Genomic DNA, 23,426 nt, shown 5'->3' on the forward strand with positions numbered 1-23,426 from the left:
ATCCGTTACGATCTCGCCGTCTGGCCAGGGGCATCCGGCGCCCGGGCCACCAACAGCCGCGTCAACAGCGGCTGTCGGGTGCGCGGCAGGACCACATCGCGGAACCCGACCCGCTCGACCATCCACCGCAGCGCCTCCGGCGTGCGCGGACGACCGCTGCCCATGGCCAGCAGATAGAAGCCGAAGTAGGCCCCGCCCAGCGGCTCGGCGCCCCGAGTCCCCGCCATCTGCTCGGCGATCACCAGGCGCCCCCCGGGCACCAGGGCCTGTCGAGCAGCGCGTAGCACCTCCAGGGCCACGTCGTCGTCGTGGTCGTGGATCACCCGCACCAGCGAGACGACATCGACCCCCTTGGGCAGATCGCCGGAGCGGAAGTCGCCGCCGACGGCCTGCACGCGGTCGCCCAGCCCGGCGGCCTTCAGGCGCTCGCGCGCCCGCTCGGCCACCGCCGGCAGATCGAAGACCGTAACCTTCGCATGCGGCCCCTTGCGCGCCACGGCGGCGCCGAAGACGCCCTCTCCGCCCCCCAAGTCCATCCAGTGCTTGACCCCGGTCGGCGGGAACGCGGCCAGGATGTCGTCGGCGATCATCTCCTGCGAGGTCGACATCAGTTCGGAGTACTCGGCCACCGCGTCGCCGGACTCGGCCGCCGCATCCTCGGAACGGGCGTAGGACCAGTACCGCGACAGGTTGGTCTCGCCGGCATGACCGCGCAGCAGCGCCACCGGATCCTCCAGATCCTTGTAGAACATGGCGTGATGCTCGATCAGGGCGGCCAGCCCAGGCGTGCCCAGCAACGCGGCGCCCAGCTCGCCCAGGCCGAAGCGATCATTCGACCGCCGCGCCGTCAACTCCAACACCGTGGTGGCGTCGAGCAGGCGGCGGGTGGCGTCCTCGGTCATGGCCAGCCGGTTGGCCAGCGCCGGCACCGAGATCGGCCCGTCGGCCAGGATCTCGCACAGCTTCAGCCGCACCGTCGCCAGCAGCACCTGAGAGTAGACGAACCCCGAGACGATATCGAACAGATCGCGCGCCCGCGCCTTCGCCCGTTGGCGAACCAGCGGCGTCTCGGCCGCCCAGCGCTGGAACTTTGGATCGGACACCTTGCGGTCGCGGAACGCCAGAAAGCGGTCGGTCAGCCCATGGGGGGCACGGTCATCCTGTGTCATCGGGCGAGTCACGTCGGTCTTTGATGATGTGGAGGAAGGGGAAGACGGAGAGGAAGAAGCGGACGCGGCGGCGGTCATGGTCAGGCGGCCTCCCGCGCCAGCGAGGCCGGGATGAACCGGCCGGTCTCTTCCAGAATCAGCGTCCGCAAGGGCTCGCGCCCCGGGCACTCGGGAATGGAGTCGACGGCCTCGGTCACCAACGCCTTCAGGCGCGCGATGGCGCCGGGCACGCCCAGTTCCTTGACCGCGTTGGGACGCCCCAAAGCCTCGTCCTGCCCCACCGGCTTGCCGAGCTTCTCGGGGTCGGCCGCCACATCGCGCAGGTCGTCGGCGACCTGATAGGCCTCGCCCAGACGGGCGCCCAACGTCCGCCACGTCGGCGAGCCGACCCCGGCGGCGGTGGCGCCGGCCTCGGTGGCGGCGGCGAACAGCACGCCGGTCTTGGCGCGCTGGTACTCGGTCAGATCAACGTCGGGCTCGCTTTCCCAGGCCTGCCCAGCGCACAGGCCGGTCGGCGCCCCGATGGCCGCGGCCACGATGTCCACCAGACGGGCCATGCGATCCGGCGCCCCGGCGGCACCCCGGGACAGGGTCTGGAAGGCCAGCACGATCAGCGCATCGCCGGTCAGCACCGCCAACGGCTCGTTGAAGGCGCGATGCACGGTGGGTTTGCCCCGGCGGGTATCGGCGTCATCGAAGCAGGGAAGATCATCATGAACCAGAGAGGCGCAGTGCAGAACCTCGATGGCCGCCAGCGCGGCGTCGGTCACTTCGGGCCGATCGTCGCCGCAGGCCATGGCCACCGCCAGACACAGGCGCGGACGGATGCGCTGGCCGCCGCCGAACGCGGCATGACGCATGGCCGCCGCCAGACGCGGCGGACCCGCCGGCGTCTCAATGGCGGCGAATGCGCGCTCCAGCGCGGCCTCGATCCGTTGACCAGACTCCATGATCCATCTCCCCACGGTTTCCGTAAGGGTGACCAAAGGACCCGCGCGGCGGGTGCGGCGCCGGGTGCGGCGCACGCTCCCCGAGACGTCCGTCGGCACCAAGTGTCAACTCTGATGGTCACACCGAAGTGTCATCCAGAGTGGACATCCGGGTCTGTCGAGTCAACGGCCATGTGCCGCCTAGGGGCAAACCCCAAGCCCGGCACACCAACGGAAGGAGTCTGAGGATGCCTCGTAACGGACCCACGGACCAGAAGGTTGTGGTGATCGGCGCCGGCATGGGGGGGCTGGCGTCCGCCCTGGAGCTGTCCGCCCGCGGATTCGAGGTCGAGGTGGTCGAGCGCCTGCCCGGTCCCGGCGGCAAGATGCGGCAGGTCGCCGCCGGCGACGCCCAGGTGGACGGCGGTCCCACCATCCTGACCATGCGCTGGGTGTTCGAGGACCTGCTGCGCGCCGTGGGCTCGCGCCTGGAGGACCATGTCTCCATGACCCCGCTGGAGGTTCTGGGCCGCAACGCCTGGGACTATGGCGACCGCGGTCAGAGCCTGGACATGTTCGCCGACCCCAAGCGCACCGAGGAGGCCATCGGCGACTTCGCCGGCGCCGCCGAGGCCAAGGGGTACCGCAACCTGCTGGCGGACTCCGAACGCACCTTCCGCGCCCTCGACCACACCTTCATGCAGGCCTCGCGCCCCAGCATGCCCGGCCTGATCCGGCGCGCCGGCCCTTCCATTCTGCGCACGAAGCCGTTCGACACGATGTGGTCGGTGCTGGGTAAGTATTTCCGGGATCCGCGCCTGCACCAGTTGTTCGGGCGCTATTCGGTCTATTGCGGCTCCTCGCCGTACCATGCCACGGCGGTCCTGATGCTGATGCTGCATGTGGAGCAGTCCGGCGTCTGGAGCGTGGACGGCGGCATGCACGCCCTGGCGCGCGGGTTGGCGGCTCTGGCCGAGTCCCGGGGGGTCACCTTCCATTACGGGCGCGGGGTCAAGACCATCGAGGTGTCCGGCGGCCGCGCCACCGGCGTCCGCCTGGACGACGACAGCCGCATCGAGGCCGACGCCGTGGTCTTCAACGGCGAGGTCAATGCGCTGGCCTCCGGCCTGCTCGGTCCGGAGGTGACCGGCGCCGTGCCGCCGGTGCCGCAGCGCGCCCGGTCGCTGTCGCTGCTGGCGGTCACCATGAATGCACGCGCCGAGGGCTTCCCGCTGTCACGGCACAACGTCTTCTACGGCGCCGACTACAAGGGCGAGTTCCGCGATATCTTCGAACGGAATCGCTTGCCCGCCGAGCCCACGACTTATATCTGTGCCCAGGACCGCATGGACGGCACCGACCAGGATGCCGCCCCGTCCGGGGCTGAACGCCTGTTGCTGCTGATCAATGCGCCGCCCACCGGCGACACCGCGTCGCCGTCCCTCGACCGCGCGGAGATCGACGCATGCCTGCACCGAAGCCATGCCCTGCTGGAACGCTGTGGCCTGACGGTCCATCCGGATCCGGACAGCGTGACGATCACCAGTCCCCGGGAGTTCGAGCACCTGTTCCCGGCGTCGGGTGGCAGCCTGTACGGGCGGGCCTCTCACGGCTGGCAAGCGTCGTTCACCCGTCCGGGAGCGCGGACCAAGGTGCCGGGCCTGTACGTGGCGGGGGGCAGCGTACACCCGGGGCCGGGGATACCGATGGCAACGCTGTCGGGCCGGCAGGCCGCTTCGAGCATCCTGACGGACCTTCGCTCGACCAGCCGATCCCCCCGGGTGGTTATGGCTGGTGGTATGTCGACGGCCTGAGTTCCGACGGACGCCACGCCCTGACCCTGATCGCCATGCTGGGCAGCGTGTTCTCGCCTTATTACGCATGGTCGGGGCGCGGCGATCCACTCAATCACTGTGTGCTGAACGTCTGTCTGTACGGCCCCGGCGGCCGCTGGGCCATGACCGAACGCGGCAAGGGGCAGGTGGCCCGCGCGCCGCGCCGGCTGACCATCGGCCCCAGCCGGGTGGAGTGGGACGGCGCGGCGCTGACCTTCCATATCAAGGAGCGCTGCGCCCCCCTGCCCTTCCCGGTCGAGGGCCGGGTGGTGCTGAGACCGCGCAAGGTCACCTCCAAGGCGTTTTCGCTCGATCCCAACGACCGCCACCGCTGGTGGCCGATCGCGCCGCATTCCGAAATCTCCGTGGAGATGACCCAACCCAGCCTGTCCTGGACCGGTGAGGGCTATTGGGATTCCAACTGGGGGACCGAGTCGCTGGAGGCCGGGTTCAAGGGCTGGTGGTGGACGCGCGCGCCCCTCGCCGACGGCGGCGCGGCCATCCTGTACGACACCACCCCGCGCGGCGGCGGAGACGGCGCCCGAATCGCCCTGCGCTTCCCGCCCGGCGGCGAGGCCGAGTCGTTCGAGGCGCCGCCGGAGGCCGCCCTGCCCTCGACCGGCGTCTGGCGCATCGGCCGCGCGACCCGCGCCGACGCCGGGCATGCGCCGTCGGTCGCGCGGACGGTGGAGGATACGCCGTTCTACGCCCGCTCGATCCTGGACACCCACATTTTGGGCGAGCCGGTGCGCGCCATGCACGAGAACCTCGACATGGACCGGTTCAACATGACCATCGTCAAATTGATGCTGCCGTTCCGCATGCCGCGCCTGCCGTTCGGCGAGCCGAGCGCCGGGTAGGGGGCCGCCCCCCCTACCACACCGCCTCGAACACGCAGGCCGGGGCGCCCACGGCCTGACAAGCGGTCTCGCGCACCGTCGTCTTGCGCGCCACCAGCACCCGGAACAAACGCTCGAACACGGCGGCATAGTAGGCACACAGCGGCTCCGTCGCGTCCGGCACCGCCGCCTGGATCGGCCCGTCGGCGATGACCAGCCGCGTCGGCTTACCGGGCTCGCCATGGAACCGGCCGCCGCCAGCGAAGGTCCAGGCGTGCTTGCCCATGGCCTGGATGAGCATTCGCGCCGCCAGCACTGGCGGCATCAGCTTCAGGATCGCCTGGGCGGGTTTGGGGATGCGGTGGGCCAACAGGTAATCCGCCGTGGCCACCCCGGCATCGTGGCAGATCAGAGCCAGCATGTCGGAGTCCAGCCGCGCCCGCAGGACGCGGTGCAAGGCCGTCACGTCGTCGGCGGGGACCATCGACTCGGGCGGCGCGGTCCAATGGTGGGCCAGCCCGGCCGCCGCGAACAGCGCGGCCGTCTCGTCGTCGCCCCGGTGCGCGGTCAGCGCCTCGGCCATGCGGGTGATACTGTTGGGGCCGATGCGCGGGGGCTGGTCCGGCGCGGCGTGGTCCACCATCTCGCGCCCCCTAGGCCGGTTCGCCGACGGCGACCGCAACCGCGCCGGCGCCATCAAAGGCCTGACGCAGCCGCACGCCGTCGAGCGCATGGCCCACGGCCACCACCCGGGCCCGCGCGTCCGGGCGCGGCGCAGCGCAGGGTGTGACACTGGCCTGACCATCACTGACCGCGAGTTCGACCCAGTCCCCGCCGGCTCGCAGCGTGCCGGACAGGCGATCCACCGCGCCGAACCGGCCCCCAGCAACAGCCTCGAGCACCGCCGTCAGCCGCTCGCGATCCGCGCCGGCGGCCTGATCGGCGTCGGTCCACGGATGCAGGTCGAGCACCACCGTCTCGGCCGACGCGTCGGCCCCGCCCGTCATCTTGGCGGACACCGCCTCGTCCGGTCCGCCCCCATGGTAATGGTGGTGGTGGTAGTGATGATGGTGATGCACCAGCGCCCCGGAGCGCGGCAGGGCCGGGGCCCCGATCCCGGATTCGAGATCGTCGGCGGCGGCCCCGGTGTCGTCGTTCGCGGCGGCCCCGGACGCGCCCTCGGGCACGCCGTGCACGGCCGTGACGATCCGCGCCGATGGGTTGAGGGTCCGCAGCGTCTTGGTGACGGTCGCCAGTTCCACCGCGTCCACCATGTCGGCCTTGTTGACGATGAACAGCGGCACCGGCGTGCCGGCCGGCGTGTCCTCGGCCTGACCGCGCGCCTGAACCTGCGCCTTCAGGAACTCCGGCAGGCGGGCGTAATCGCCCATGAAGGCGCTGGCGTCGATCACCACGGTCAGATGCACGGCCTTGATCGAGGGCCGGATGTCGGCGCGGTTCAGCACGCGGACCAGAAGGCCCAGGTCGGCCAGCCCGCTGGGCTCGATGAAAATGTGGTCGGGCTGGCGGCTGGCGATCACCTCCTTGACTTGATGCGCCAGATCGTCGCGCAGCCCCAGGCAGACGGCCCCGCCGGGCAGGTCCGCGCGCTTGCCGTCCGGCGTATTCTGGACCGTGCCGTCCGGCGACAGCACCGCGCAGTCCGTCACCAGCGCGACACTGCCGGCGCGGTTGCGCGCATGCTCCAGACGCTGGCGCAGCACGGTGGTCTTTCCCGCGCCCAGGAAGCCGGCGACGATCTCCACCTCGGTGACCGCCGGATGCGGCGTACGCGAGCGCAACGACCAGTTCCACATCGCGGTGACCGGAAGCGGCAGCACCAGGAACCAGTGCTCCAGGATCGCCAGTCCCATGATGGCGGCGACGAAGGTCAGGCCGACCGCCTCCACCTCCGTCGTGGCCGGATCCAGGATGGCCAGCACCATCAACACCATGGCCACGGTGGAGACGGTCACCGAGACCGGGAACAACAGGTTGATGGTCTTGGAATTGTTCAGGAAGCTTTTCAGGAATTCCATGTGGTCGGGCAGGAACTCCTCGCTGACGTTGCGCACCCCCAGGAACACGTTCAGGCGCGCGCTTTCATGCATCCACCACAGGACCAGATAGGTCCACAGGGCGACCTGATTGGGCTGACCCCAGGTCAGGGCCACCACCACCCCCAAGGTCACGATGATCGAAAGTTCATGGTACAGGCTGGCGCCAAGCGCGTGGCCGAAGTGCCGCCAGCCCCGGCAGCCCGGCTCGCAGGCCTTCTTTCGTGGCCCGGTGACGAACCCGAGATAGAAGGTCAGATCCTGATACGACCACACCAGCAGCCCGTAAGTGAAGGCGGCATAGACGCCCGAGACGGTGTCGTCCCCCGCGCTCGTCCACAGCCCGTACAGACAGAACACGAACGCGGCAGTGCACGCCAGCATGCTCCACTTGAAGGTGCGCGCGGGCAGCCCGTCAATGTAAAGAATGAGGCCGGTCAGCAGCCACCAAATGAAGATGGCATGAAGAACCGGCAGGATATAGGTTGCCACCGAACCTGCCTCCGTTACGGCCCGCCTGCCCGCTCGCCCGGCGCCGACCCGGGCCTGTCCTGCCGAACGGAACGGGGGAGCGGGACGAACAGACCCTGTCGCCCCGCCGGCCCGGCCGTCCTGTCCGGCGTCTTTCGGTCACGTCAGGGCCTGCGTGGGGGCGTCCAGGAGAGGGGCGGGTCCAACGCGCCGATGCGCTCCGCGGCGGCCGCCGGGTCCTCGCCTCCCGCCACGGCCTCGGCGAGGTCCATGAGTTCCTTCAGCCCCAACATGTTCTGGCTGCCATAGGATTCCAGGGCCACCCGCTCGCCGGTGATCTTGTCCTGCAGGGTGATGTGGCGCGGGTCCCACTGCGTCAGATTGTAGAGCGGATCGGCGTCCGTCAGGCCGGCGACCACGCGTTGCCGGTCCAGGCCGACCATCATGCTTTGCAGGAAGCGGCCAACGCGTCCGGTGAGGATGCCCATGGACCGGTTTTCGGGCATCAGACGCAGTTCAAGGTGCAGGTCTTCCTGCTCCGGGCCACGCTTGAGCGGCAGCATCAGGAAGTCCTGGGTGCGCATATACGCCATGTTGGCGTAGGGATTTTCGTCTTTCAGCCAGAACACGTACACGGCGGCCAGAATGACGCTCAGAAACGCGGTCCCGAAGGCGGCCACCAGAAGGGGGGCCGGCGGCGAGAGGGCCTTGTTGCGTTCGCGCAGGATCTCGGCCCGCAACCGGGCGAGTTCCTCGGGCGACAGGTCCTCGTCATCCTCGGTGGGATTGTCGTCCCTATGGGTTCGGGGGTCGCGATCGACACCACCGCTCATACCTCAGTCTCCTTAAGCAGGATCACCGCCGTGACGGCGGCGGACGGCGTGGGGCCCCGGCGGGCCGGCGGCCACCACTGGCGGCCGGCCGCGCGAGGGTCCGGGACCGGATATCGACACGAAATCACACGGCAGCCCGCCCGGAAACAGGGCCCCCGTGGATCAACGCTTACTCGCCGGCGGAGGCGGCGGGCGCCTCGCTCGGCTCTCCCCTGACGGCGACCCGCAACCCACCACCTTCGGTCTCCGCCGCGTCGGCGGCCTGCAGATCCCGGGTGGCATGCGCGGCCAAAGCCTTGGCAAGAACCTCGGCAGCCGTCCGGGCCTCCGGCACGCCCCGCAGCATCGGCTGGGTGCGCAACCAGCGCCATGGACGCACATGTGGCCACAGGATGAGCCAAGCCACACCGTGACCCGGCATCAGATTGATGTTCACGTTCCCGCTGCCACTCTTGAACACCTTCAGCGTGGCCTCTCGAATCACCCTGAACGGAAAGTTCACGGTCATCTGCATGGCCATGCCGTAACGGACCACAACACGCTCGCTGGTGATCGTGTAGACCGTCGTGCGATCAATCCACAGCCCCAACAAGGTCAGCGTGATCATCAACCCCGCGCCGACGCCGAGCATGCTGACAGCCGACAGCGCAACGGCGCCGGTGCCATACCCATCCTCGACGGCGTTGTAACCGCTCCAGATCGACAGACCGATGAAATACAGAGCGATCAAGGGCAGATGAAACATGTGTCTGGCGAGGGCTCGCCAAGAAGGCGAGCCCTGCCAGAGGATCCTTTCACCGTCCGGCGGCCTTTCGGGCAGACCTGGGATCGGCTCGACGGCGAAATCATCATGCACGATACGGACCCCCGGTGCTTACGACTGGGCGAAGAAGAACCCGCCGCCATAGAATGCGCAGATCTTGTCTTCTTCCAGCTTGGTCACCTGGTTGGGCTTCGCGGTGGCCGGCACCTGAGCGAACTGATCGCTCCGGATGGCGGCGACCTTGACGTAACCCTCACGGCGCCACACGTCGGCAAAGTTGATCGGCAGCAGCACGGTCTTCGCCTTCGGAGCGGCAGGGGCCGCGCCTTCGGCACCCGCGGCCTTCGGCGCCGGCTTGGCACCGCCGGACAGCTCGACCTCAAGGTAGCGGACCATGATTTCCGGAACGTCAACCCAGATGTCCGAGATCGTGCCGGCGAACTTGCCGTCACTGCCCATGACCTTCAGGCCACGCGGATCCGGGCTGTTCTTCTCCATGAAGAACTCCTTCTGCGTGCGCATCGGCACGATCTTCGGCTTGTTCTCCATGTCCAGTTCCGGCTTGTCCTCGCGCTGCGCATAGGACGCGGGGCCAACGCAATCAGCCTGGGGATTGCTGCCGGTCGGGATGATCGGCGAGCCGGGCCACGGATAGGCGCGGCGGGCCTTCACGGGGCGCGTGTCGCGCTTGAAGTCCGGCTTGCTGACCGAACCACCGTGATACAGGTTGAACGTCTTCGGCTTGGGAACCCAGATCAAGCCGTGTTTCTCAAGGCGACCGGTGGTGTCGGCCTCGAGCGGATAGCCCTCACGACGGTCCTCACGGCGCAGGTAGAACACCAGGCCGAAGAAAAACAGCCAGAACGTCCACAGGGCGACCTGTGCGATGTCCATATAGGCAGTCAAAGCACCAATCGGCAATTCCATAGCGGATCCTCCACGAGCAAGAAGCCCTATCCAGGGATATCAGACAATCCGAGCCGCCGGCCCGGTTGGGATCCGATATCCCGTTTCGAGCGAACGAGCGGACCGATAACCACCAGAGTGACGATCAGCAGCCCGATCTCGATGACATACACGAAACCATATCCAACGCTGATGCCCTGCGATTGCAGGACCTCGCCGAACACCCCTTGTCCAGCAAGCGCGGACACTCCATCCCGGATCGCCCCGCCCAGGGCGACAGCGACACCGGTTGCCGTGGCCTGTACGGCCCCCCACGCGCCCAGAGCCAGACCGCCATGCTCAGAGTCAGCCGAATCCATGGCGGCGGTCAGGGTACCGAGGACGAACAGACCTCCCCCCAGGCCGATGAAGCCGGCGCCCACCCGAAACACGGTGGCCGACTCCAACGGCGCGGCGAAGATAACGCAGGCGAAGGCGAACACACCGACAACGGAGCCGATGGCCGCCAGCCTGTAGGGACCCATGCCGCGCGACAGCCACCGCGCGGCCAGGGCGAACCCGGCCAGGGTTCCCCCCGCCCAAAGGGCACTCAGCAGCGTGGTCGCCGACACCGAGAGCCCCAGGATCTGGGCGCCGTAGGGCTCCAGCAGGATGTCCTGCATGGTGAAGCCCAGGGTGCCCAACCCGACCACGATCAGCAGCCGGGTATACTGCCCACCCGTCGCGAAGGCCTTCCAGGACTCACGGAATGTCGGCCGTTCACGGGTCGGGTCGGTCAGAACCTTGTTGCGGACCTCCTGTTTCCAGACCGCAATCACGTTGATGACGACGGTCAGCACCGCCGACGCCTGCAACACCCGGATCAGCAGCACGTTGCTGAAATCCTGGAGCGCGAAGCTATAGGCCAGCGCACTGACCACCATGCCAAGAAGCAGCATGACGTACAACAACGCCACCACACGCGGGCGCGCCTCGGGTGGCGCCAGATCGTTGGCCAGCGCCAATCCGGCCGTCTGCGTCGTGTGCAGGCCGGCCCCGGTCAACAGGAAGGTCACGGCGCACAGGAACAGGGCGCCGTCCTCAATACTGCGGCCCAGCACCATCAGGGCCAGCGGCATCACCGACAGTCCACCGAACTGCAACAGCGAGCCCAGCCAGATATACGGCAGCCGGCGCCAACCCAGATAGGAGCGGTGGGTGTCCGACTTGTGGCCGATCAGGGCCCGGAACGGCGCGAACAGCACCGGCAGGGCCACCATGGCGGCCACGATCGACGCCGGCATCGTCAACTCGACGATCATCACCCGGTTCAACGTGCCCATCAGCAGCACGGTGGCCATCCCGACGGTCACCTGGAACAGCGACAGCCGCAGCAGACGGCCGAGCGGCAGTTCGGGAGTCGCGGCGTCGGCGAACGGAAGGAACCGGGTGCCGGTGCTCATCAGAAGCCGAACGGCGGGGGAGACTCGCTTGCTCATGACGTCGTCAACTCCAGAGCCTGCGAGATATAAAACCCGCTTGTCACCCGTTCCGTGCGCCCGGTACGCCAGTGCGCCAGGGCCGGTTCCACCGCGACCATCCGATGCAGCACGCGACCGGACACCGGCTCGATGGCCGGGGCGCGATCGCCGCGCGGGAACAGCCGACCGACCACATGCATGGTGGCCAGGGCCGCCGTGCGCGGGGCGTAGGTGAACACCATGGACCCGCGCGTGCGCGCGGCCAACGTCTTAAGCGCGCCAATGATGTCGGCGCGGCGATAATGGATGAATGAGTCCATGGCCACGACATGATCGACTATGCCTATCGTCGGGTCAAGCATGTCCCCGACATGGAAGTCAACCCGACCCGGTCCCAGGTCGGCCGGCAGACGCTCCCGCGCCAGATCCACCAGGGTCGGCGACAGGTCGGCGGCGATCACATGAGCCCCACGCCGGGCCAGTTCGATGGTGGCCGCGCCGGGGCCGCAGCCGGCATCCAGAACCGTCAGGCCGCTCAGGTCGGCCGGCAGCCAGCCCAGCAGAGTCGCCCTCATCTGGTCGCGGCCGGCCCGCACGGTCGCACGGATGCGCCCGACCGGCGCGTCCGACGTCAGGCGTTTCCAGGCCTCGGCGGCGGTGCGGTCGAAGTAGGTCTCGACCTCGCCGCGGCGTTCCTCGTAGGTCGCCTCAGGCATCAGTCGTACCCCAACAAGTCAAAAAGCTCGCGGTCCTTCAGATCCCGCGCGTCCAGCGGCTCGACGCCCGCGTACAGGCGCGCCGCCAACTGAAGATACTCCTGCTGAACCCGCTCCACCTCTGGCGTGGCCTCCATTTCGAACAGCGTGCGCTTCTGCAGCCGGCTGCGCCGCAGGTCGTCCAGGTCCGGCACGTGGGCCAGCATTTCCATGCCGGTGCGCGCGTTGAACTTGTCGATCTGGTCGGTCTCATGGCTGCGGTTGGCAATGCACCCCCCCACCCGAACCGCATAGTTCCGGGTCTTCGCCCGGATGGCGGCGATGATCCGGTTCATGGCGAAGATCGAGTCGAAGTCGTTGGCGGTGACGATCACCGCCCGCTCGGCGTGTTGGAGAGGCGCGGCAAAACCACCGCACACCACATCGCCGAGCACATCGAAGATCACCACATCGGTGTCGTCGAGCAGATGGTGTTCCTTGAGCAGCTTGACCGTCTGGCCCACCACGTACCCGCCGCAGCCGGTGCCAGCAGGCGGCCCGCCCGCCTCGACACACATCACGCCGTTGGTGCCCTCGAACACGAAGTCCTCTGGCCGCAGCTCTTCCGTGTGGAAATTGACCTCCTCTAGCACGTCGATCACCGTCGGGATCAGCGACTTGGTCAGAGTGAAGGTCGAGTCGTGCTTGGGGTCGCAGCCGATCTGCAACACACGCTTGCCCAGCTTGGAAAACGCAACGGAAAGATTGGACGAGGTCGTGCTCTTGCCGATGCCGCCCTTGCCATAGACGGCAAAGACCTTCGCCCCGTCGATCTGCAAGGACGGGTCCATATGAACCTGGGTGCTGCCTTCACCGTCCAGGCGCCCCGGGCTTCCGGAATTGGGGTTTACTGTATCCAGCACCGACAACTGCTCCCATCAAACACCATCCAACACCAGACGCCACTCAGGCCGCGACGCCCTCGGACACGCCTTCCAGGCGGTCCTCCAATTCCTCACCCGCGTTGCGCAGGGTCTCCAGCACCGACTCGTCCGGCGACCAGTAGTTCCGCTCGTGCGCCTCCAGCAGGCGGTTGGCCACCCGCGCCGACGCCATCGGGTTCAGCTCGGCGAGCCGCTTGCGCATCTCCTCGTCCAGCATGAACGTTTCTGTCAATTGATCGTACACCCACGGCGCCACCTGCCCGGTGGTGGCCGACCAGCCCAGCGTGTTGGTAATCGCCGCCTCAATCTGGCGCACGCCCTCGTATCCATGCTCCAGCATGCTTTCGTACCACTTCGGGTTCAGCATGCGGGTGCGGGTTTCCAGCGCCACCTGCTCGGCCAGGGTACGCACCTTGCCCTCGCCCATGGTCTGGTCCCCGATGTAGACCGGCACCGACGAGCCATCGCCCCGGGCCCGCGACACCGCGCGGCTGATGCCGCCCAGGGTGTCGAAGTAGTGGTCCACGGTGGTGACGCCCAACTCCATGGACTCCAGGTTCTGATAGGCCAGATCGACCCCCGACAGAATCTCGCCCAACTGCTCGGCCCGCTGCGTCGGGTTGCCGGCGCGGCCATAGGCGAAGCACTTGCGCCGGGTGTAGGTCTCGGCGAGTTCGTCCTCCTCGGTCCAGCCACCGGAGTCCACCAGCATGTTGACGTTGGAGCCATAGGCCCCGTCGGCGTTGGAGAACACGCGCAGCGCCGCCGTCTCCAGGTCGCAGCCGTGGGCCGCCATGTACTCAACCGCGTGCTTACGGATGAAGTTCATCTCCACCGGCTCGTCCTCGGCCGACGCCGCCAGGAAGGCCGCCTCGGCCAGCAGGCGCGTCTGCAACGGCAGCAGGTCGCGGAAGATGCCGGACAGCGTCATGACCACGTCGACGCGCGGCCGGCCCAGATCCTCCAGCGGGATCAACTCGGCCCCAGACAGCCGGCCATAGCCGTCCACGCGCGGACGGGCGCCCATCAGCGCCAGGGCCTGCCCGATGGGGCCACCCTCGGTCTTCAGGTTGTCGGTCCCCCACAGCACGATGGCGATGGTCTCGGGCATGGTGTTGCCCTCGGCGATGTGACGGTCCAGCACCAGCTTGGCCTGGAGCGCCCCGTCCTTCACGGCGAACGCGGACGGCAGGCGGAACGGATCAAAGCCGTGCAGGTTGCGCCCCGTGGGCAGCACCGCCGGCGTGCGCAGCAGGTCGCCACCCGGCGCCGGGCGGATGAAGCCGCCGTCGAGCGCGTGCAGCAGCGCCGGAATCTCGCTATCGGTGGTCAGCAAACCGTCGATGCGCAGCAGCTCCTCGAACAACGCCACGTCCAGCCCCACCTTGGCGGCCGCCTCGTCGTCCACCAGCCCGGCGGCGTAGCGCGCCCGGCTCAGGGCCTCCTTGGGATCGCCGGTCTCGACCAGACGCTCGATCACCGCGCGTTCAAGCTCGATCTCGCGCGTCGCCTCGGCCAGCGCCAGCAGCAGATCGACGCGCTCCTCCAGCGTCGGCGCCCGCCCCACGACATGCAGCCCGTGCGGGATCAGCGTATCCTCAAGTTCCTGCAGCGCGACGCGCAGCGTGTCCATGCGGGCGTCGATCCCGGCGGCGTCCAGGGTGTCCTGCCACGCCGGCTCGGCCTCGGCCAGGTCCAGTTCGGCGGCCTCGGTCTGGATCAGCGGGATCAGGCGCGCCCGCTCGGCGGCGTCATCGGGCGGCAACGTGCGCCAGCGCTCGATCGAGCCCTTCAGGTCAGACAGCCCCTTGTACAGCCCGGACTGCGACACCGGCGGCGTCATGTAGCTGACCAGGGTGGCCGCCGACCGGCGCTTGGCGATGGCGCCCTCGGACGGGTTGTTGGCGGCATAGAGATAGATGTTGGGCAGATCGCCGATCAGCCGCTCCGGCCAGCACTGACCGGACAGGCCGGTCTGCTTTCCGGGCATGAATTCCAGGGCGCCGTGCATGCCGAAATGAACCACGGCGTGGGCGCCGAACAGGCTGGAGATCCAGCGGTAGAAGGCGGCGAAGGCGTGGGTCGGCGTGAAGCCTTTCTCAAACAGAAGGCGCATCGGGTCACCCTCGTAACCGAACGCCGGCTGCACCGCCACGACCACGTTGCCCAACTGCACGCCCAGGACCTGGATCGACTGGCCGTCGCTCTGCTGGCGACCCGGCGCCGGCCCCCACTGGGCCTCGATCTCGTTGAGCCAGCGCTGGCCCTTGACGTGATCGTCCACGGAAATGCGGGTCAGCACGTTGGCCTGGGCGCCGTGCTGGGCGGCGTTGCCGACCAGCACCCGCTCGCGCAGGTCATCAACGCTGTCCGGCACCTCGACCCGGTAGCCGGCCGCAGCCATGGCCTTCAGGGTGTTGAACAGGGACTCGAACACCGAAAGATAGGCCGCCGTGCCCACGGCACCGGAATTTGGCGGGAAGTTGAACAGCACGATGGCCACGCGACGCTCGGCCTTCGGCGTCCGCCGCAGCCGGATCAAGCGGTCCACGCGCGCCGCCAGCGCCGCCACGCGCTCGGGCTCGGGGAACATGTCACGGGCCGACTCACCCTCGGCCTCGTCGGTGCGGCCGCCGAACAACAGGGGCGCGGTGGCGCCGTCCAGCTCGGGGATGGCGATCATCATGGTCGACTCGACCGGCAGCAGGCCCCGGTCGGACCCGCGCCACTGATCCAGCGACTGGAACTCCACCGCCATGGCGGTCATGTACGGCAGATCGAGCCGCGACAGCAGGTCCTCGGCGGCGCGGGCATCGTTGTAGGCCGGGCCGCCGACCAGCGAGAAGCCCGTTAGCGACAGCATGGCGTCGATCACCGGGCGCTCGCGCTCCACGAAAAACGTCTCGATGGCCGGACGCGAGTCGAGGCCGCTGGAGAAGGCCGGGATGACCCGCAGGCCGCGCGCCTCCAGCGCGCCGATCACGGCGTCGTAGTGCGCGGTGTTGCCGGCGAGGATGTAGGAGCGCATCACCAGCACGCCGACGGTGCCCTTGATCGCGCCGTCCGGCTTGGGCAGGCGCGAGACGTCGGTGCCCATGCGCCCCGGCAAGCGGGGATGATACAGCCCGGTCTCGGGATACTCGGCCGGGGCCTCCGGCTTGATCTGACCGCGCAGCACGCGGCGCGGGCCGTCGGCGTAGCGGTCCACCATGAAGCGGACGAGGTTGGCCATGTTCTCCTCGGACCCCGCCAGCCAGTATTGCAGGGTGAGGAAGTAGGCCCGCATGTCCTGGGCCTTGCCCGGAATGAACCGCAGGATCTGGGGGATGCGGCGCAGCATGGCCATCTGGCCGGCGCCCGAGTCGAACCCCTTGTCGTCCTTCTTCTTGAAGCTGCCGCGCAGCTTCTTCAGCAGGGCGCCCACGCCCCCCTGCTTGGCGTCCATGCGGAACGGCCCCAGCTTGGTCAGCTTGACCACCTCGCCGGCGCACATGGCGCCCACCATGGCGTCGCACGTTTCGCGGCGCGCCTTCAGGGCCGGCAGCACCGCCTGGATGTGATCCTCCATGAACAGCATGGTGACGATGATGATGTCGCCGTGCTCGATGTCATGCAGGCAGCGCCCCAAGGCGTCTGTGTCCTCGCCCCATTCCGAAGCGGCATGCAGGCTCAGGTGCAGGCCCGGCAAATCCTTGCGCAGGGTCCGCGCCGCGCGCTCCGTGGCCCCGGACAAGTGCCCGTCCAGGGTCACGATCACCACGCGAATGGGCGTCTGCTCACCGACTGAAGTAGGCTTTGGCATCGTACAGAGTCTCAACCGTGATCGTGTGAACGCCGCGCTCGGCGGCATATCGCTCGGTGTTGCGGCGCGCCTTGCCGCGAACGAAGAAGGGGATCTTGTGCAACTCCCGCTCGGCCTCGGCGGCCCAGACAACGGACCCGCTTTCGGCGACAGGGGAGGGAAAAGCCGCCGCCGCGCCCTGGCCCGATGGTTCGGACGGAGAGGACGGGGGAGCCGAGGGCTCGGCGACGGAGCGGACGGACGACGAACCAGAGGCGCCGGCGAGATGCGACGGGCCGGCATCGGCGTGGAACTCGAAATCCTCCCGGAACATGCCCAGAAGGTGCTCTTCCAGGCCCATCATCAAGGGATGGACCCAGGTATCGAACAGGACGTTGGCCCCCTCCACCCCCATCTGCGGGGCATGGCGGGCGGGAAAATCCTGAACGTGGACGGGCGCGGAGATGACGGCGCAAGGCAGGCCCAGCCGCTTGGCGATGTGGCGTTCCATCTGCGTGCCCAGGACCAGATCGGGCCGGGCCTCGGCGATCGCCTCCTCCACCTCCAGATAGTCGTCGGTGATCAGCGCCTCGACGCCGTATCCCTTGGCGACGGCGCGCACGTCGCGAGCGAACTCGCGCATGTAGGTGCCCAGGCCGACCACCTCGAAGCCCATCTCCTCGGCCGCCACCCGGGCGGCAGCGATGGCGTGGGTGGCGTCGCCGAACACGAACGCGCGCTTGCCGGTCAGATAGGTGCTGTCCACGGAGCGCGAGAACCAGGGCAGGCGGGGCGCCAGAGCGGCCAGCGTCGGCTCCGGATCGAGCCCGGCCAGCCCCGCCACCTCGCGCACGAAATCGCGGGTCGCCCCGACCCCGATGGGAACCGTGGTGGTGCGCGGCTGTCCGAACGCCTTTTCCAGCCAGCGCGCCGCGGTCTCGCCGATCTCGGGATACAGCACGACGTTGAAGTCGGCCTCACCCAGGCGCGTCACATCGGCCGCCGTGGCCCCCAGGGGCGCGGTGACGTGAACGCGAATCCCCATGCTCTCCAGCAGGCCGGTGATCTCGCGCACGTCGTCGCGATGGCGGAAGCCCAGCGCGGTCGGCCCCAGCAGGTTGCAGGACGGCGCGGCGCCCTCGGCGCGCGGCGGACGATCCGTGCCCGGCGGCGGCGCCTTCGGCCCCGCAAGGGCGCGGGCCAGGCGATAGAAGGTCTCCGCCGCCCCCCAGGTTTCCTTGCGCTGATAGGACGGAAGGTCCAGCGGCACCACCGGAACGGAAAGCCCCAGAGTCTTCGTCAAACCGCCGGGGTCGTCCTGAAGCAGTTCGGCGGTACAGGACGAGCCGACCAGCAGCGCGTCCGGTTTGAACCGCTCACACGCGTCGCGCGCGGTCTCGCGCACCAGATCGGCGGTGTCCCGCCCCAGGTCGCGGGCCTGGAAGGTGGTGTAGCTGACGGCCGGACGCGATGGCCGGCGCTCGATCATGGTGAACAGAAGGTCGGCGTAGGTATCCCCCTGCGGCGCGTGCAAGACATAGTGCACCCCCTGCATCCCGGTGGCGACGCGCATCGCCCCGACATGCGGCGGTCCCTCGTATGTCCACACCGTCAGGCGCATGGGGTTCAGACCTTCAGCAACCCGGCACGCAGCAGGGGACGGGCGAACAGTTCCGCCAAGTCCCCGGCTTGCTCATACCCTTGAATGGGCGAAAACACCAGTTCGATCGACCACTTCGTCGTCAGGCCTTCCGCCTCCAGCGGATTGGCCAAGCCCAGGCCGCACACCGTCAGGTCCGGCCGGGCGGCGCGGCAGCGGTCCATCTGCTCGTAAACGTGTTGCCCCTCGACCACGGACACGCCATCGGGCAGCAGATCCAACTCCGGCCCCATCAGACCACGATGCAGGTACGGGGTCGCAACCTCAACGGGGACCATGTCCAGTTCGCGCGACAGCACCCGGGCCAGGGCAGGCTCCAGTTGCGAGTCGGGGAAGAAGAAGATGCGCCGGCCGGCCAGCGCGCCTTTGTGACGGGCGAGGGCGGCGCGGGCGCGCTCGCGGCCCGGGGCGGTCACCCGCTCGACGGTGGCGGCGTCCACGCCGAAGGCCTCGGCGGCGGCCGACAGCCAAAGCGTCGTGCCCTCCTCGCCCAGGGGGAACGGCGCTGGAATGCGCCGCGCGCCGCGTTTTTCCAGCAGGCGGGCGGTTTCGGCCAGGAACGGTTGGGCCAGCAGAACGCGGGTGCTGGGGCCGACCGGCGGCAGCGCGTCGGCATGACGGGCGGGCAGGAAGTGGACGGAGTCGAGCCCCATGGCCGCAAACAAGCGGGCGAATTGATCCTCGACCACGTCGGCCAGGGTCCCCACCACGAGCAGATTGGGCGCGGCCTCGGCCGCCGCCGCCGGCATCTCCGGCACCAGTGCGGCCAGAGCGGCGTCCTCGCCCTCCGTGAAGGTCGTATCGAGGCCGCTGCCGGAATAGCTCAGGACGCGGGTGCGGCCGGCATGTCGGGCGGACAGGCGCTCGGCGGCGCGCGACAAATCGAGCTTGATGACCTCGGACGGGCAGGAGCCGACCAGAAACAGCAGCTTAATGTCCGGCCGCCGCTCCAGCAGGCGGGTCACCTCCCGGTCGAGCTCATCGTTGGCGTCGGCCAGCCCGGCAAGGTCGCGCTCTTCCAGGATCGCGGTGGCGAAGCGCGGCTCGGCGAAGATCATCACCCCAGCCGCCGACTGCATCAGGTGGGCGCAGGTGCGCGAGCCGACGACGAGGAAAAAGGCGTCCTGGATTTTGCGGTGCAGCCAGATGATGCCGGTCAGGCCGCAGAACACCTCGCGCGGCCCTCGCTCCACCGTCACGGCGCAGGCGCCGTCCGACGCATCCGATGCGCCGGTATCCGGCGCCGGGCGGGACGGCGCGGCAAGGGCGGCGGAGGAGACGGTCATGCCATCGGACCCGCCGCATCCGTGTTGGTCCGGCCGTCGGCGGCAGCCTGAAGGCGCGCCGCCCGCAACTTCAGCACGAACTGGCCCGCATTGATCACATAGGTGGTGTAGGCCGCCAGGGCCAGCACCATCAGCCCGGTGCTGCTCAGGACATCAAGGAACAGGGCGACGAGATACGCCGTGTGCAGGGCCAGCACCAGCATGCTGAAGACGTCTTCCCAATAGAAGGCCGGGGCGAACAGATAGCGCCCGAACACTTCTTTTTCCCAGATCGCGCCGGTGATCATGATCACGTACAGCACGATGGTTTTGATGACCACGGAAGCCGTGGCGATGGCATATCCCTCGCCGGTCAGCAGATAATCCACGACCAGATACAGGCTCACCAGGAACACAGCGAACTGTAGCGGCGCCAGCACGCCCTGAACGATGGTCCAAGGAGACTCGTCGCGGCGGCGGCGTTCCTCCGGCGTATACAGGGCTGGCGGCGGCGCCTCGGCCGGCGGAGTCGGTAGGCTGGCCGTGTTGGGCACCGTCAGACCAGCGTGAGCCGACCAGGGACACCGGTCAACGGTCGCGATCATGCGGTCGATATTCAGCTTCAGCATGGCTCAGCCAACCCTCCGTGAAAGCCGCTCCGTCACGCGAGCGGTCGCTCACCCGAGCGCCACCAGCGATGGCTCGACGTCCTAACATGATGTCGGGGGGGTGGGTCCATGCGGAAAAGAGCCCACGAGACCGCGCCTCATTGCCCTCTCGCTGGGCGCGACCGTCCCCGTCCTTAGCCTTCCATCCGTCCTCGCTGACTCTATGGGGAGGGACGGGACGTGTCAACCAAACAAGACGTCAATTGCTATTGACAAAAACCCCCTCGTGGGATGAGGTGACAGTCTCTCCTCGGGTGCTCTTCCGTTGCATCCGGGTCTGTTTGTTGGTGAACTGCGCGGATACGGGTCCGTGTGGAACGGGTTTGTTTGGCTCTGTTCTGGTGTTGCCACCGATCCCCCGACCGATAGGGTGGGGCGGTCGGGCCGGGAGACACCGCCAAAGCCACCGGAGCAAGCCCGTCGGATGATCATGGATCCGGATCATCGGCAGACAGGGAGGGGGCAGCGTCATGGCGGAGTCAAGGCGCCTCGACGTCAACGGCCTGGAGATCGCACACACGACGATAGGGCCGGATCGGGATTGGCCGCGACAACGGTCTCCCGGCGCCGGTCCGTGGGGGAAAAGGGGATGCGCGGACCCGGAAGGGGAAGAGGGTGTCGGCGGGGCCAGCATCGGCACGCCGACCGATCCCTTTCCGGCTCAAACGGTCGGACGATCCTCGTCCGGGTGGTGTCCGCGACCGTATACAACTCCGCAGGAGACGCACACAGCGCCGTGGCGGGGCAAGCCGGCGTCCGGGGCACGGGAGGACAGAGCCTTGGCGAGCGTGATTGAGGGAGACATCATCCCGCGCCTGGTCCTGGCCCATCGTGAGGTCCAACGGGGGCCCCATCGCGGAATGCCGCACGGTCCTCTCAGGGGGGATCGCCGCATACCGGCGGCCATCGGCGCGTGGGACGCCGGCATCCGAGCCCATGGTTGCCAGCACGCCGACGACTCGCCCACCGCCAACGACATTGAGGCCTTCGCCCAGTTCATTCTGAACGACGACATGGGCCTCGCCCTGGCCGTGGCGGAGTCCTGGCTCGCCCGGGGCGCCTCGTTCGAAGACATCTGCGCCGACCTTCTGCAGCCGGCGGCCTGTGTTCTGGAGGCCTATTGCGCAGGCGATGCCTGCGACTTCGCCGACCTGACGCTGGGGCTGGGACGGCTGCAATGGGTCTTGCACGACCTGGACCGCATGTGCGGCGCGGACGACCGGCTGTATGGCCTGGACAGACGAATTCTGCTGGTGGCCGCGCCCGGCGAGGGGCACACCTTCGGGGTCTCCATGCTCTCGGCCGTGTTCCACCGGGCCGGCTGGGATGTCACCGACGCTTTGGTGGTCGACTCCGCCGACGAGCTGATCGGCTTCGTCGGCGACACCTCCTATCCCGTGGTCGGCCTGTGGGTCGGCGCCAGGGGCTGCCTCGCGGGGCTGAGGAACACCATCGACGCCCTGCGCCGCACCTCCATCAATCCGAACCTGAGGGTGCTGGTCGCTGGCCCCCGTTTCAGGGGTGACACCCTGGATGAGGGCGGACACGGCGCTGATGCCCTGGCCGCAACCGCTCCGGCGGCCGTCCTGCGGGCCGAGCGCCTGCTCGACGCCAGCCTGGAGCATAACTGAACAAGCGGGACCTTTTCGAGGTCCCGCAAGGGCGAGGAGCGTTGTGCACCAGTTCAGCGCACCCAGAATCTCCTTGGGAGACCTCGACGCCGATCAGGCCGCCCGGGTCATCGCCGCGTCCGCCGATGTGGCCTTGATCCTGGACCCGAAGGGCGTGGTGCGCGACATGGCCGTCGGCAAAAGCGACCTGGGCCTCGCCCCGCCCGGCGCCTGGATCGGCCAGCCCTGGGCGGAGACCGTGACCGAGGACAGCCGGCCCAAGGTTGACGCCCTGCTGCGCGATGCTCTGGCCGACGTCCCCACCGGCTGGCGTCAGGTGTCCTATCCGGTGCCCAACGGCGCCGATCTCCCCATGCTGTACGCCGCAACCCGGATCGGGCCCGACGGGCGCGTCGTCGCCATGGGCCGTGACCTGCGCTCCGTGGCCAACATGCAGCAACGCCTGCTTCTGGCGCAGCAGGCCATGGAGCGGGACTACGCCCGGCTGCGCCACCTGGAAACGCGCTACCGCCTGCTGTTCAAGCTGTCGTCCGAGGCCGTGCTGTTCGTCGACTCGGCCTCGCGCCGCATCGTCGAGGCCAACACGGCCGCCCAAGCCCTGTTTGGGGACAGCGGCAAATCCCTGATCGACCGCGTCTTCCCGCACGGCGTGGAAACCGATGACGCCGATTCCATCGAGACGTTGCTGGCCAGCGTGCGCGCTGTCGGGCGCGGCGATGATGTGGCCGTGCGCCTGGGCCCGGCCCGGCGCGAGGTGCTGGTCTCCGCCGCCCTGTTCCGCATCGAGCGGACCGTGCAGTTCCTGGTGCGTCTGTCCTCCCGCGTGGCGGAGTCGGACGGCACCCTGGTGACCCAGGCCCGCGCCCGCCTTCTGGACGTCATGGACAACGCCCCCGACGGAATGGTGGTGACCGACATGGACGGCATCATCCTGTCGTCCAACACCGCCTTTCTGGATTTCGTGCAGGTGGCCACCGAGGCCCAGGTGCGCGGCCGCCCGTTGAGCCGGTTCATCGGCCGACCGGGCGTGGACCTGACGCGGCTGATCGCCAATCTGCGAGACCTGGAGACGGTGCGCCAGTTCACCACCTCCGTTCACGGCGATATCGGCGCCAGCACCACGGTGGAGATCTCGGCCGTCGCGGTGCCGCATACCGACCGCCCCTGTCTGGGCTTCATCATCCGCGCCGTCACCGACCGCGAGGAGGGCGCCGGATCCGGTGTCACGGCGGTGACCGCGCCACGCTCGGTCGAGCAACTGACCGAACTGGTCGGCCGCGTCTCGCTCAAGGAGATCATCCGCGAGACCAACGACATGATCGAGAAGCTGTGCATCCAGGCCGCCCTGGAACTGACCGGCGACAACCGGGCCTCCGCCGCCGAGATGCTGGGCCTGAGCCGGCAAAGCCTGTATGTGAAGCTGCGGCGATACAATCTGGGGGACCTGTCCTCGTCGGACGCCTCCGGAAGCTCGTCTGCCCGTGTCACTTCTGATTGACGGACCCAGGACCCCGGCCTAG

18 protein-coding genes are annotated in these 23,426 nt (G+C 68.5%); 4 read left to right on the top strand and 14 right to left on the bottom strand.

Going from position 1 to position 23,426, the window contains the following annotated elements:
• Positions 1 to 5: 5 nt before the first annotated feature.
• Both BLS85_RS05500 and BLS85_RS05505 read right to left on the bottom strand, forming a co-directional pair.
• Complete coding sequence (locus BLS85_RS05500) at positions 6 to 1,169, bottom strand: methyltransferase (RefSeq protein WP_092783429.1); 1,164 nt, start codon at positions 1,167 to 1,169, stop codon at positions 6 to 8.
• Positions 1,170 to 1,249: 80 nt separating this feature from the next.
• Positions 1,250 to 2,119, bottom strand: coding sequence for a polyprenyl synthetase family protein (locus BLS85_RS05505; protein ID WP_092783432.1), 870 nt, complete (start codon positions 2,117 to 2,119; stop codon positions 1,250 to 1,252).
• Positions 2,120 to 2,346: 227 nt separating this feature from the next.
• Between BLS85_RS05505 and crtD the strand changes: the two genes are divergently transcribed.
• Together crtD and BLS85_RS05515 are read left to right on the top strand one after the other, a co-directional pair.
• The gene (crtD, locus tag BLS85_RS05510; RefSeq protein WP_092783434.1) at positions 2,347 to 3,912 is read left to right on the top strand and encodes a 1-hydroxycarotenoid 3,4-desaturase CrtD; all 1,566 of its coding nucleotides are present in this window, start codon (positions 2,347 to 2,349) and stop codon (positions 3,910 to 3,912) included.
• A gap of 35 nt (positions 3,913 to 3,947) precedes the next feature.
• Positions 3,948 to 4,793, top strand: coding sequence for a carotenoid 1,2-hydratase (locus BLS85_RS05515; protein ID WP_245699092.1), 846 nt, complete (start codon positions 3,948 to 3,950; stop codon positions 4,791 to 4,793).
• Between the two features lie 13 nt (positions 4,794 to 4,806).
• On the opposite strand, the gene bchJ is transcribed toward BLS85_RS05515, so the two are convergent.
• From bchJ to bchF, 12 genes are all read right to left on the bottom strand, one after another.
• Complete coding sequence (bchJ, locus tag BLS85_RS05520) at positions 4,807 to 5,415, bottom strand: bacteriochlorophyll 4-vinyl reductase (RefSeq protein WP_092783437.1); 609 nt, start codon at positions 5,413 to 5,415, stop codon at positions 4,807 to 4,809.
• 10 nt (positions 5,416 to 5,425) lie between these two features.
• Positions 5,426 to 7,321 (bottom strand): putative photosynthetic complex assembly protein PuhE, encoded by a 1,896-nt coding sequence (gene puhE / locus BLS85_RS05525; protein WP_092783440.1) that lies wholly within the window; start codon positions 7,319 to 7,321, stop codon positions 5,426 to 5,428.
• A 143-nt stretch (positions 7,322 to 7,464) separates the two neighbouring features.
• Positions 7,465 to 8,133, bottom strand: coding sequence for a hypothetical protein (locus BLS85_RS05530; RefSeq protein WP_092783443.1), 669 nt, complete (start codon positions 8,131 to 8,133; stop codon positions 7,465 to 7,467).
• 169 nt (positions 8,134 to 8,302) lie between these two features.
• On the bottom strand, positions 8,303 to 8,989 hold the full coding sequence (gene puhB, locus BLS85_RS05535; RefSeq protein ID WP_281242493.1) for a photosynthetic complex putative assembly protein PuhB: 687 nt from the start codon (positions 8,987 to 8,989) through the stop codon (positions 8,303 to 8,305).
• Between the two features lie 18 nt (positions 8,990 to 9,007).
• Positions 9,008 to 9,823 carry a photosynthetic reaction center subunit H gene (puhA, locus tag BLS85_RS05540; RefSeq protein ID WP_092783449.1) on the bottom strand — a complete coding sequence of 272 codons (816 nt, stop codon included), beginning with the start codon at positions 9,821 to 9,823 and terminating at the stop codon, positions 9,008 to 9,010.
• A gap of 26 nt (positions 9,824 to 9,849) precedes the next feature.
• Positions 9,850 to 11,280, bottom strand: a complete 1,431-nt coding sequence (locus BLS85_RS05545; protein WP_092783452.1) for a BCD family MFS transporter — start codon at positions 11,278 to 11,280, stop codon at positions 9,850 to 9,852.
• Positions 11,277 to 11,978, bottom strand: a complete 702-nt coding sequence (gene bchM / locus BLS85_RS05550; RefSeq protein ID WP_092783455.1) for a magnesium protoporphyrin IX methyltransferase — start codon at positions 11,976 to 11,978, stop codon at positions 11,277 to 11,279. The genes BLS85_RS05545 and bchM overlap by 4 nt, the downstream gene beginning before the upstream one ends.
• The gene (bchL, locus tag BLS85_RS05555) at positions 11,978 to 12,808 is read right to left on the bottom strand and encodes a ferredoxin:protochlorophyllide reductase (ATP-dependent) iron-sulfur ATP-binding protein (RefSeq protein WP_092783458.1); all 831 of its coding nucleotides are present in this window, start codon (positions 12,806 to 12,808) and stop codon (positions 11,978 to 11,980) included. Before bchL ends, bchM begins: the two co-directional genes overlap by 1 nt.
• A 115-nt stretch (positions 12,809 to 12,923) precedes the next feature.
• Positions 12,924 to 16,703, bottom strand: coding sequence for a magnesium chelatase subunit H (locus BLS85_RS05560; RefSeq protein ID WP_092783461.1), 3,780 nt, complete (start codon positions 16,701 to 16,703; stop codon positions 12,924 to 12,926).
• Positions 16,678 to 18,303: a ferredoxin:protochlorophyllide reductase (ATP-dependent) subunit B gene (bchB, locus tag BLS85_RS05565; RefSeq protein WP_092783464.1), complete on the bottom strand. Its 1,626-nt coding sequence runs from the start codon at positions 18,301 to 18,303 to the stop codon at positions 16,678 to 16,680. Before bchB ends, BLS85_RS05560 begins: the two co-directional genes overlap by 26 nt.
• Before the next feature lie 5 nt (positions 18,304 to 18,308).
• Positions 18,309 to 19,628, bottom strand: coding sequence for a ferredoxin:protochlorophyllide reductase (ATP-dependent) subunit N (locus tag BLS85_RS05570; protein ID WP_092783467.1), 1,320 nt, complete (start codon positions 19,626 to 19,628; stop codon positions 18,309 to 18,311).
• Positions 19,625 to 20,236, bottom strand: a complete 612-nt coding sequence (gene bchF / locus BLS85_RS05575; protein ID WP_245699093.1) for a 2-vinyl bacteriochlorophyllide hydratase — start codon at positions 20,234 to 20,236, stop codon at positions 19,625 to 19,627. Before bchF ends, BLS85_RS05570 begins: the two co-directional genes overlap by 4 nt.
• Before the next feature lie 899 nt (positions 20,237 to 21,135).
• Here bchF and BLS85_RS05580 point away from each other — a divergent pair.
• Together BLS85_RS05580 and ppsR are read left to right on the top strand one after the other, a co-directional pair.
• On the top strand, positions 21,136 to 21,906 hold the full coding sequence (locus BLS85_RS05580; protein WP_176793403.1) for a cobalamin B12-binding domain-containing protein: 771 nt from the start codon (positions 21,136 to 21,138) through the stop codon (positions 21,904 to 21,906).
• A 73-nt stretch (positions 21,907 to 21,979) separates the two neighbouring features.
• Positions 21,980 to 23,404 (top strand): transcriptional regulator PpsR, encoded by a 1,425-nt coding sequence (ppsR, locus tag BLS85_RS05585; protein WP_245699094.1) that lies wholly within the window; start codon positions 21,980 to 21,982, stop codon positions 23,402 to 23,404.
• The last annotated feature ends 22 nt before the right edge of the window (positions 23,405 to 23,426 follow it).

The sequence above is a fragment of the Rhodospira trueperi genome (assembly GCF_900101965.1).
GTDB lineage: Bacteria > Pseudomonadota > Alphaproteobacteria > Rhodospirillales > Rhodospirillaceae > Rhodospira > Rhodospira trueperi.

Bases quoted from the DNA above. Each gene is read 5' to 3' on its own strand.
- crtD (WP_092783434.1), top strand. From the start codon at position 2,347: ATGCCTCGTAACGGACCCACGGACCAGAAGGTTGTGGTGATCGGCGCC.
- bchF (WP_245699093.1), bottom strand. From the start codon at position 20,236: ATGCTGAAGCTGAATATCGACCGCATGATCGCGACCGTTGACCGGTGT.
- BLS85_RS05530 (WP_092783443.1), bottom strand. From the start codon at position 8,133: ATGAGCGGTGGTGTCGATCGCGACCCCCGAACCCATAGGGACGACAAT.
- BLS85_RS05545 (WP_092783452.1), bottom strand. From the start codon at position 11,280: ATGAGCAAGCGAGTCTCCCCCGCCGTTCGGCTTCTGATGAGCACCGGC.
- BLS85_RS05560 (WP_092783461.1), bottom strand. From the start codon at position 16,703: ATGCCAAAGCCTACTTCAGTCGGTGAGCAGACGCCCATTCGCGTGGTG.
- puhA (WP_092783449.1), bottom strand. From the start codon at position 9,823: ATGGAATTGCCGATTGGTGCTTTGACTGCCTATATGGACATCGCACAG.
- bchM (WP_092783455.1), bottom strand. From the start codon at position 11,978: ATGCCTGAGGCGACCTACGAGGAACGCCGCGGCGAGGTCGAGACCTAC.
- BLS85_RS05570 (WP_092783467.1), bottom strand. From the start codon at position 19,628: ATGACCGTCTCCTCCGCCGCCCTTGCCGCGCCGTCCCGCCCGGCGCCG.
- BLS85_RS05515 (WP_245699092.1), top strand. From the start codon at position 3,948: ATGCTGGGCAGCGTGTTCTCGCCTTATTACGCATGGTCGGGGCGCGGC.
- BLS85_RS05500 (WP_092783429.1), bottom strand. From the start codon at position 1,169: ATGACACAGGATGACCGTGCCCCCCATGGGCTGACCGACCGCTTTCTG.
- BLS85_RS05505 (WP_092783432.1), bottom strand. From the start codon at position 2,119: ATGGAGTCTGGTCAACGGATCGAGGCCGCGCTGGAGCGCGCATTCGCC.
- bchJ (WP_092783437.1), bottom strand. From the start codon at position 5,415: ATGGTGGACCACGCCGCGCCGGACCAGCCCCCGCGCATCGGCCCCAAC.
- bchB (WP_092783464.1), bottom strand. From the start codon at position 18,303: ATGCGCCTGACGGTGTGGACATACGAGGGACCGCCGCATGTCGGGGCG.
- bchL (WP_092783458.1), bottom strand. From the start codon at position 12,808: ATGGACCCGTCCTTGCAGATCGACGGGGCGAAGGTCTTTGCCGTCTAT.
- BLS85_RS05580 (WP_176793403.1), top strand. From the start codon at position 21,136: ATGCCGCACGGTCCTCTCAGGGGGGATCGCCGCATACCGGCGGCCATC.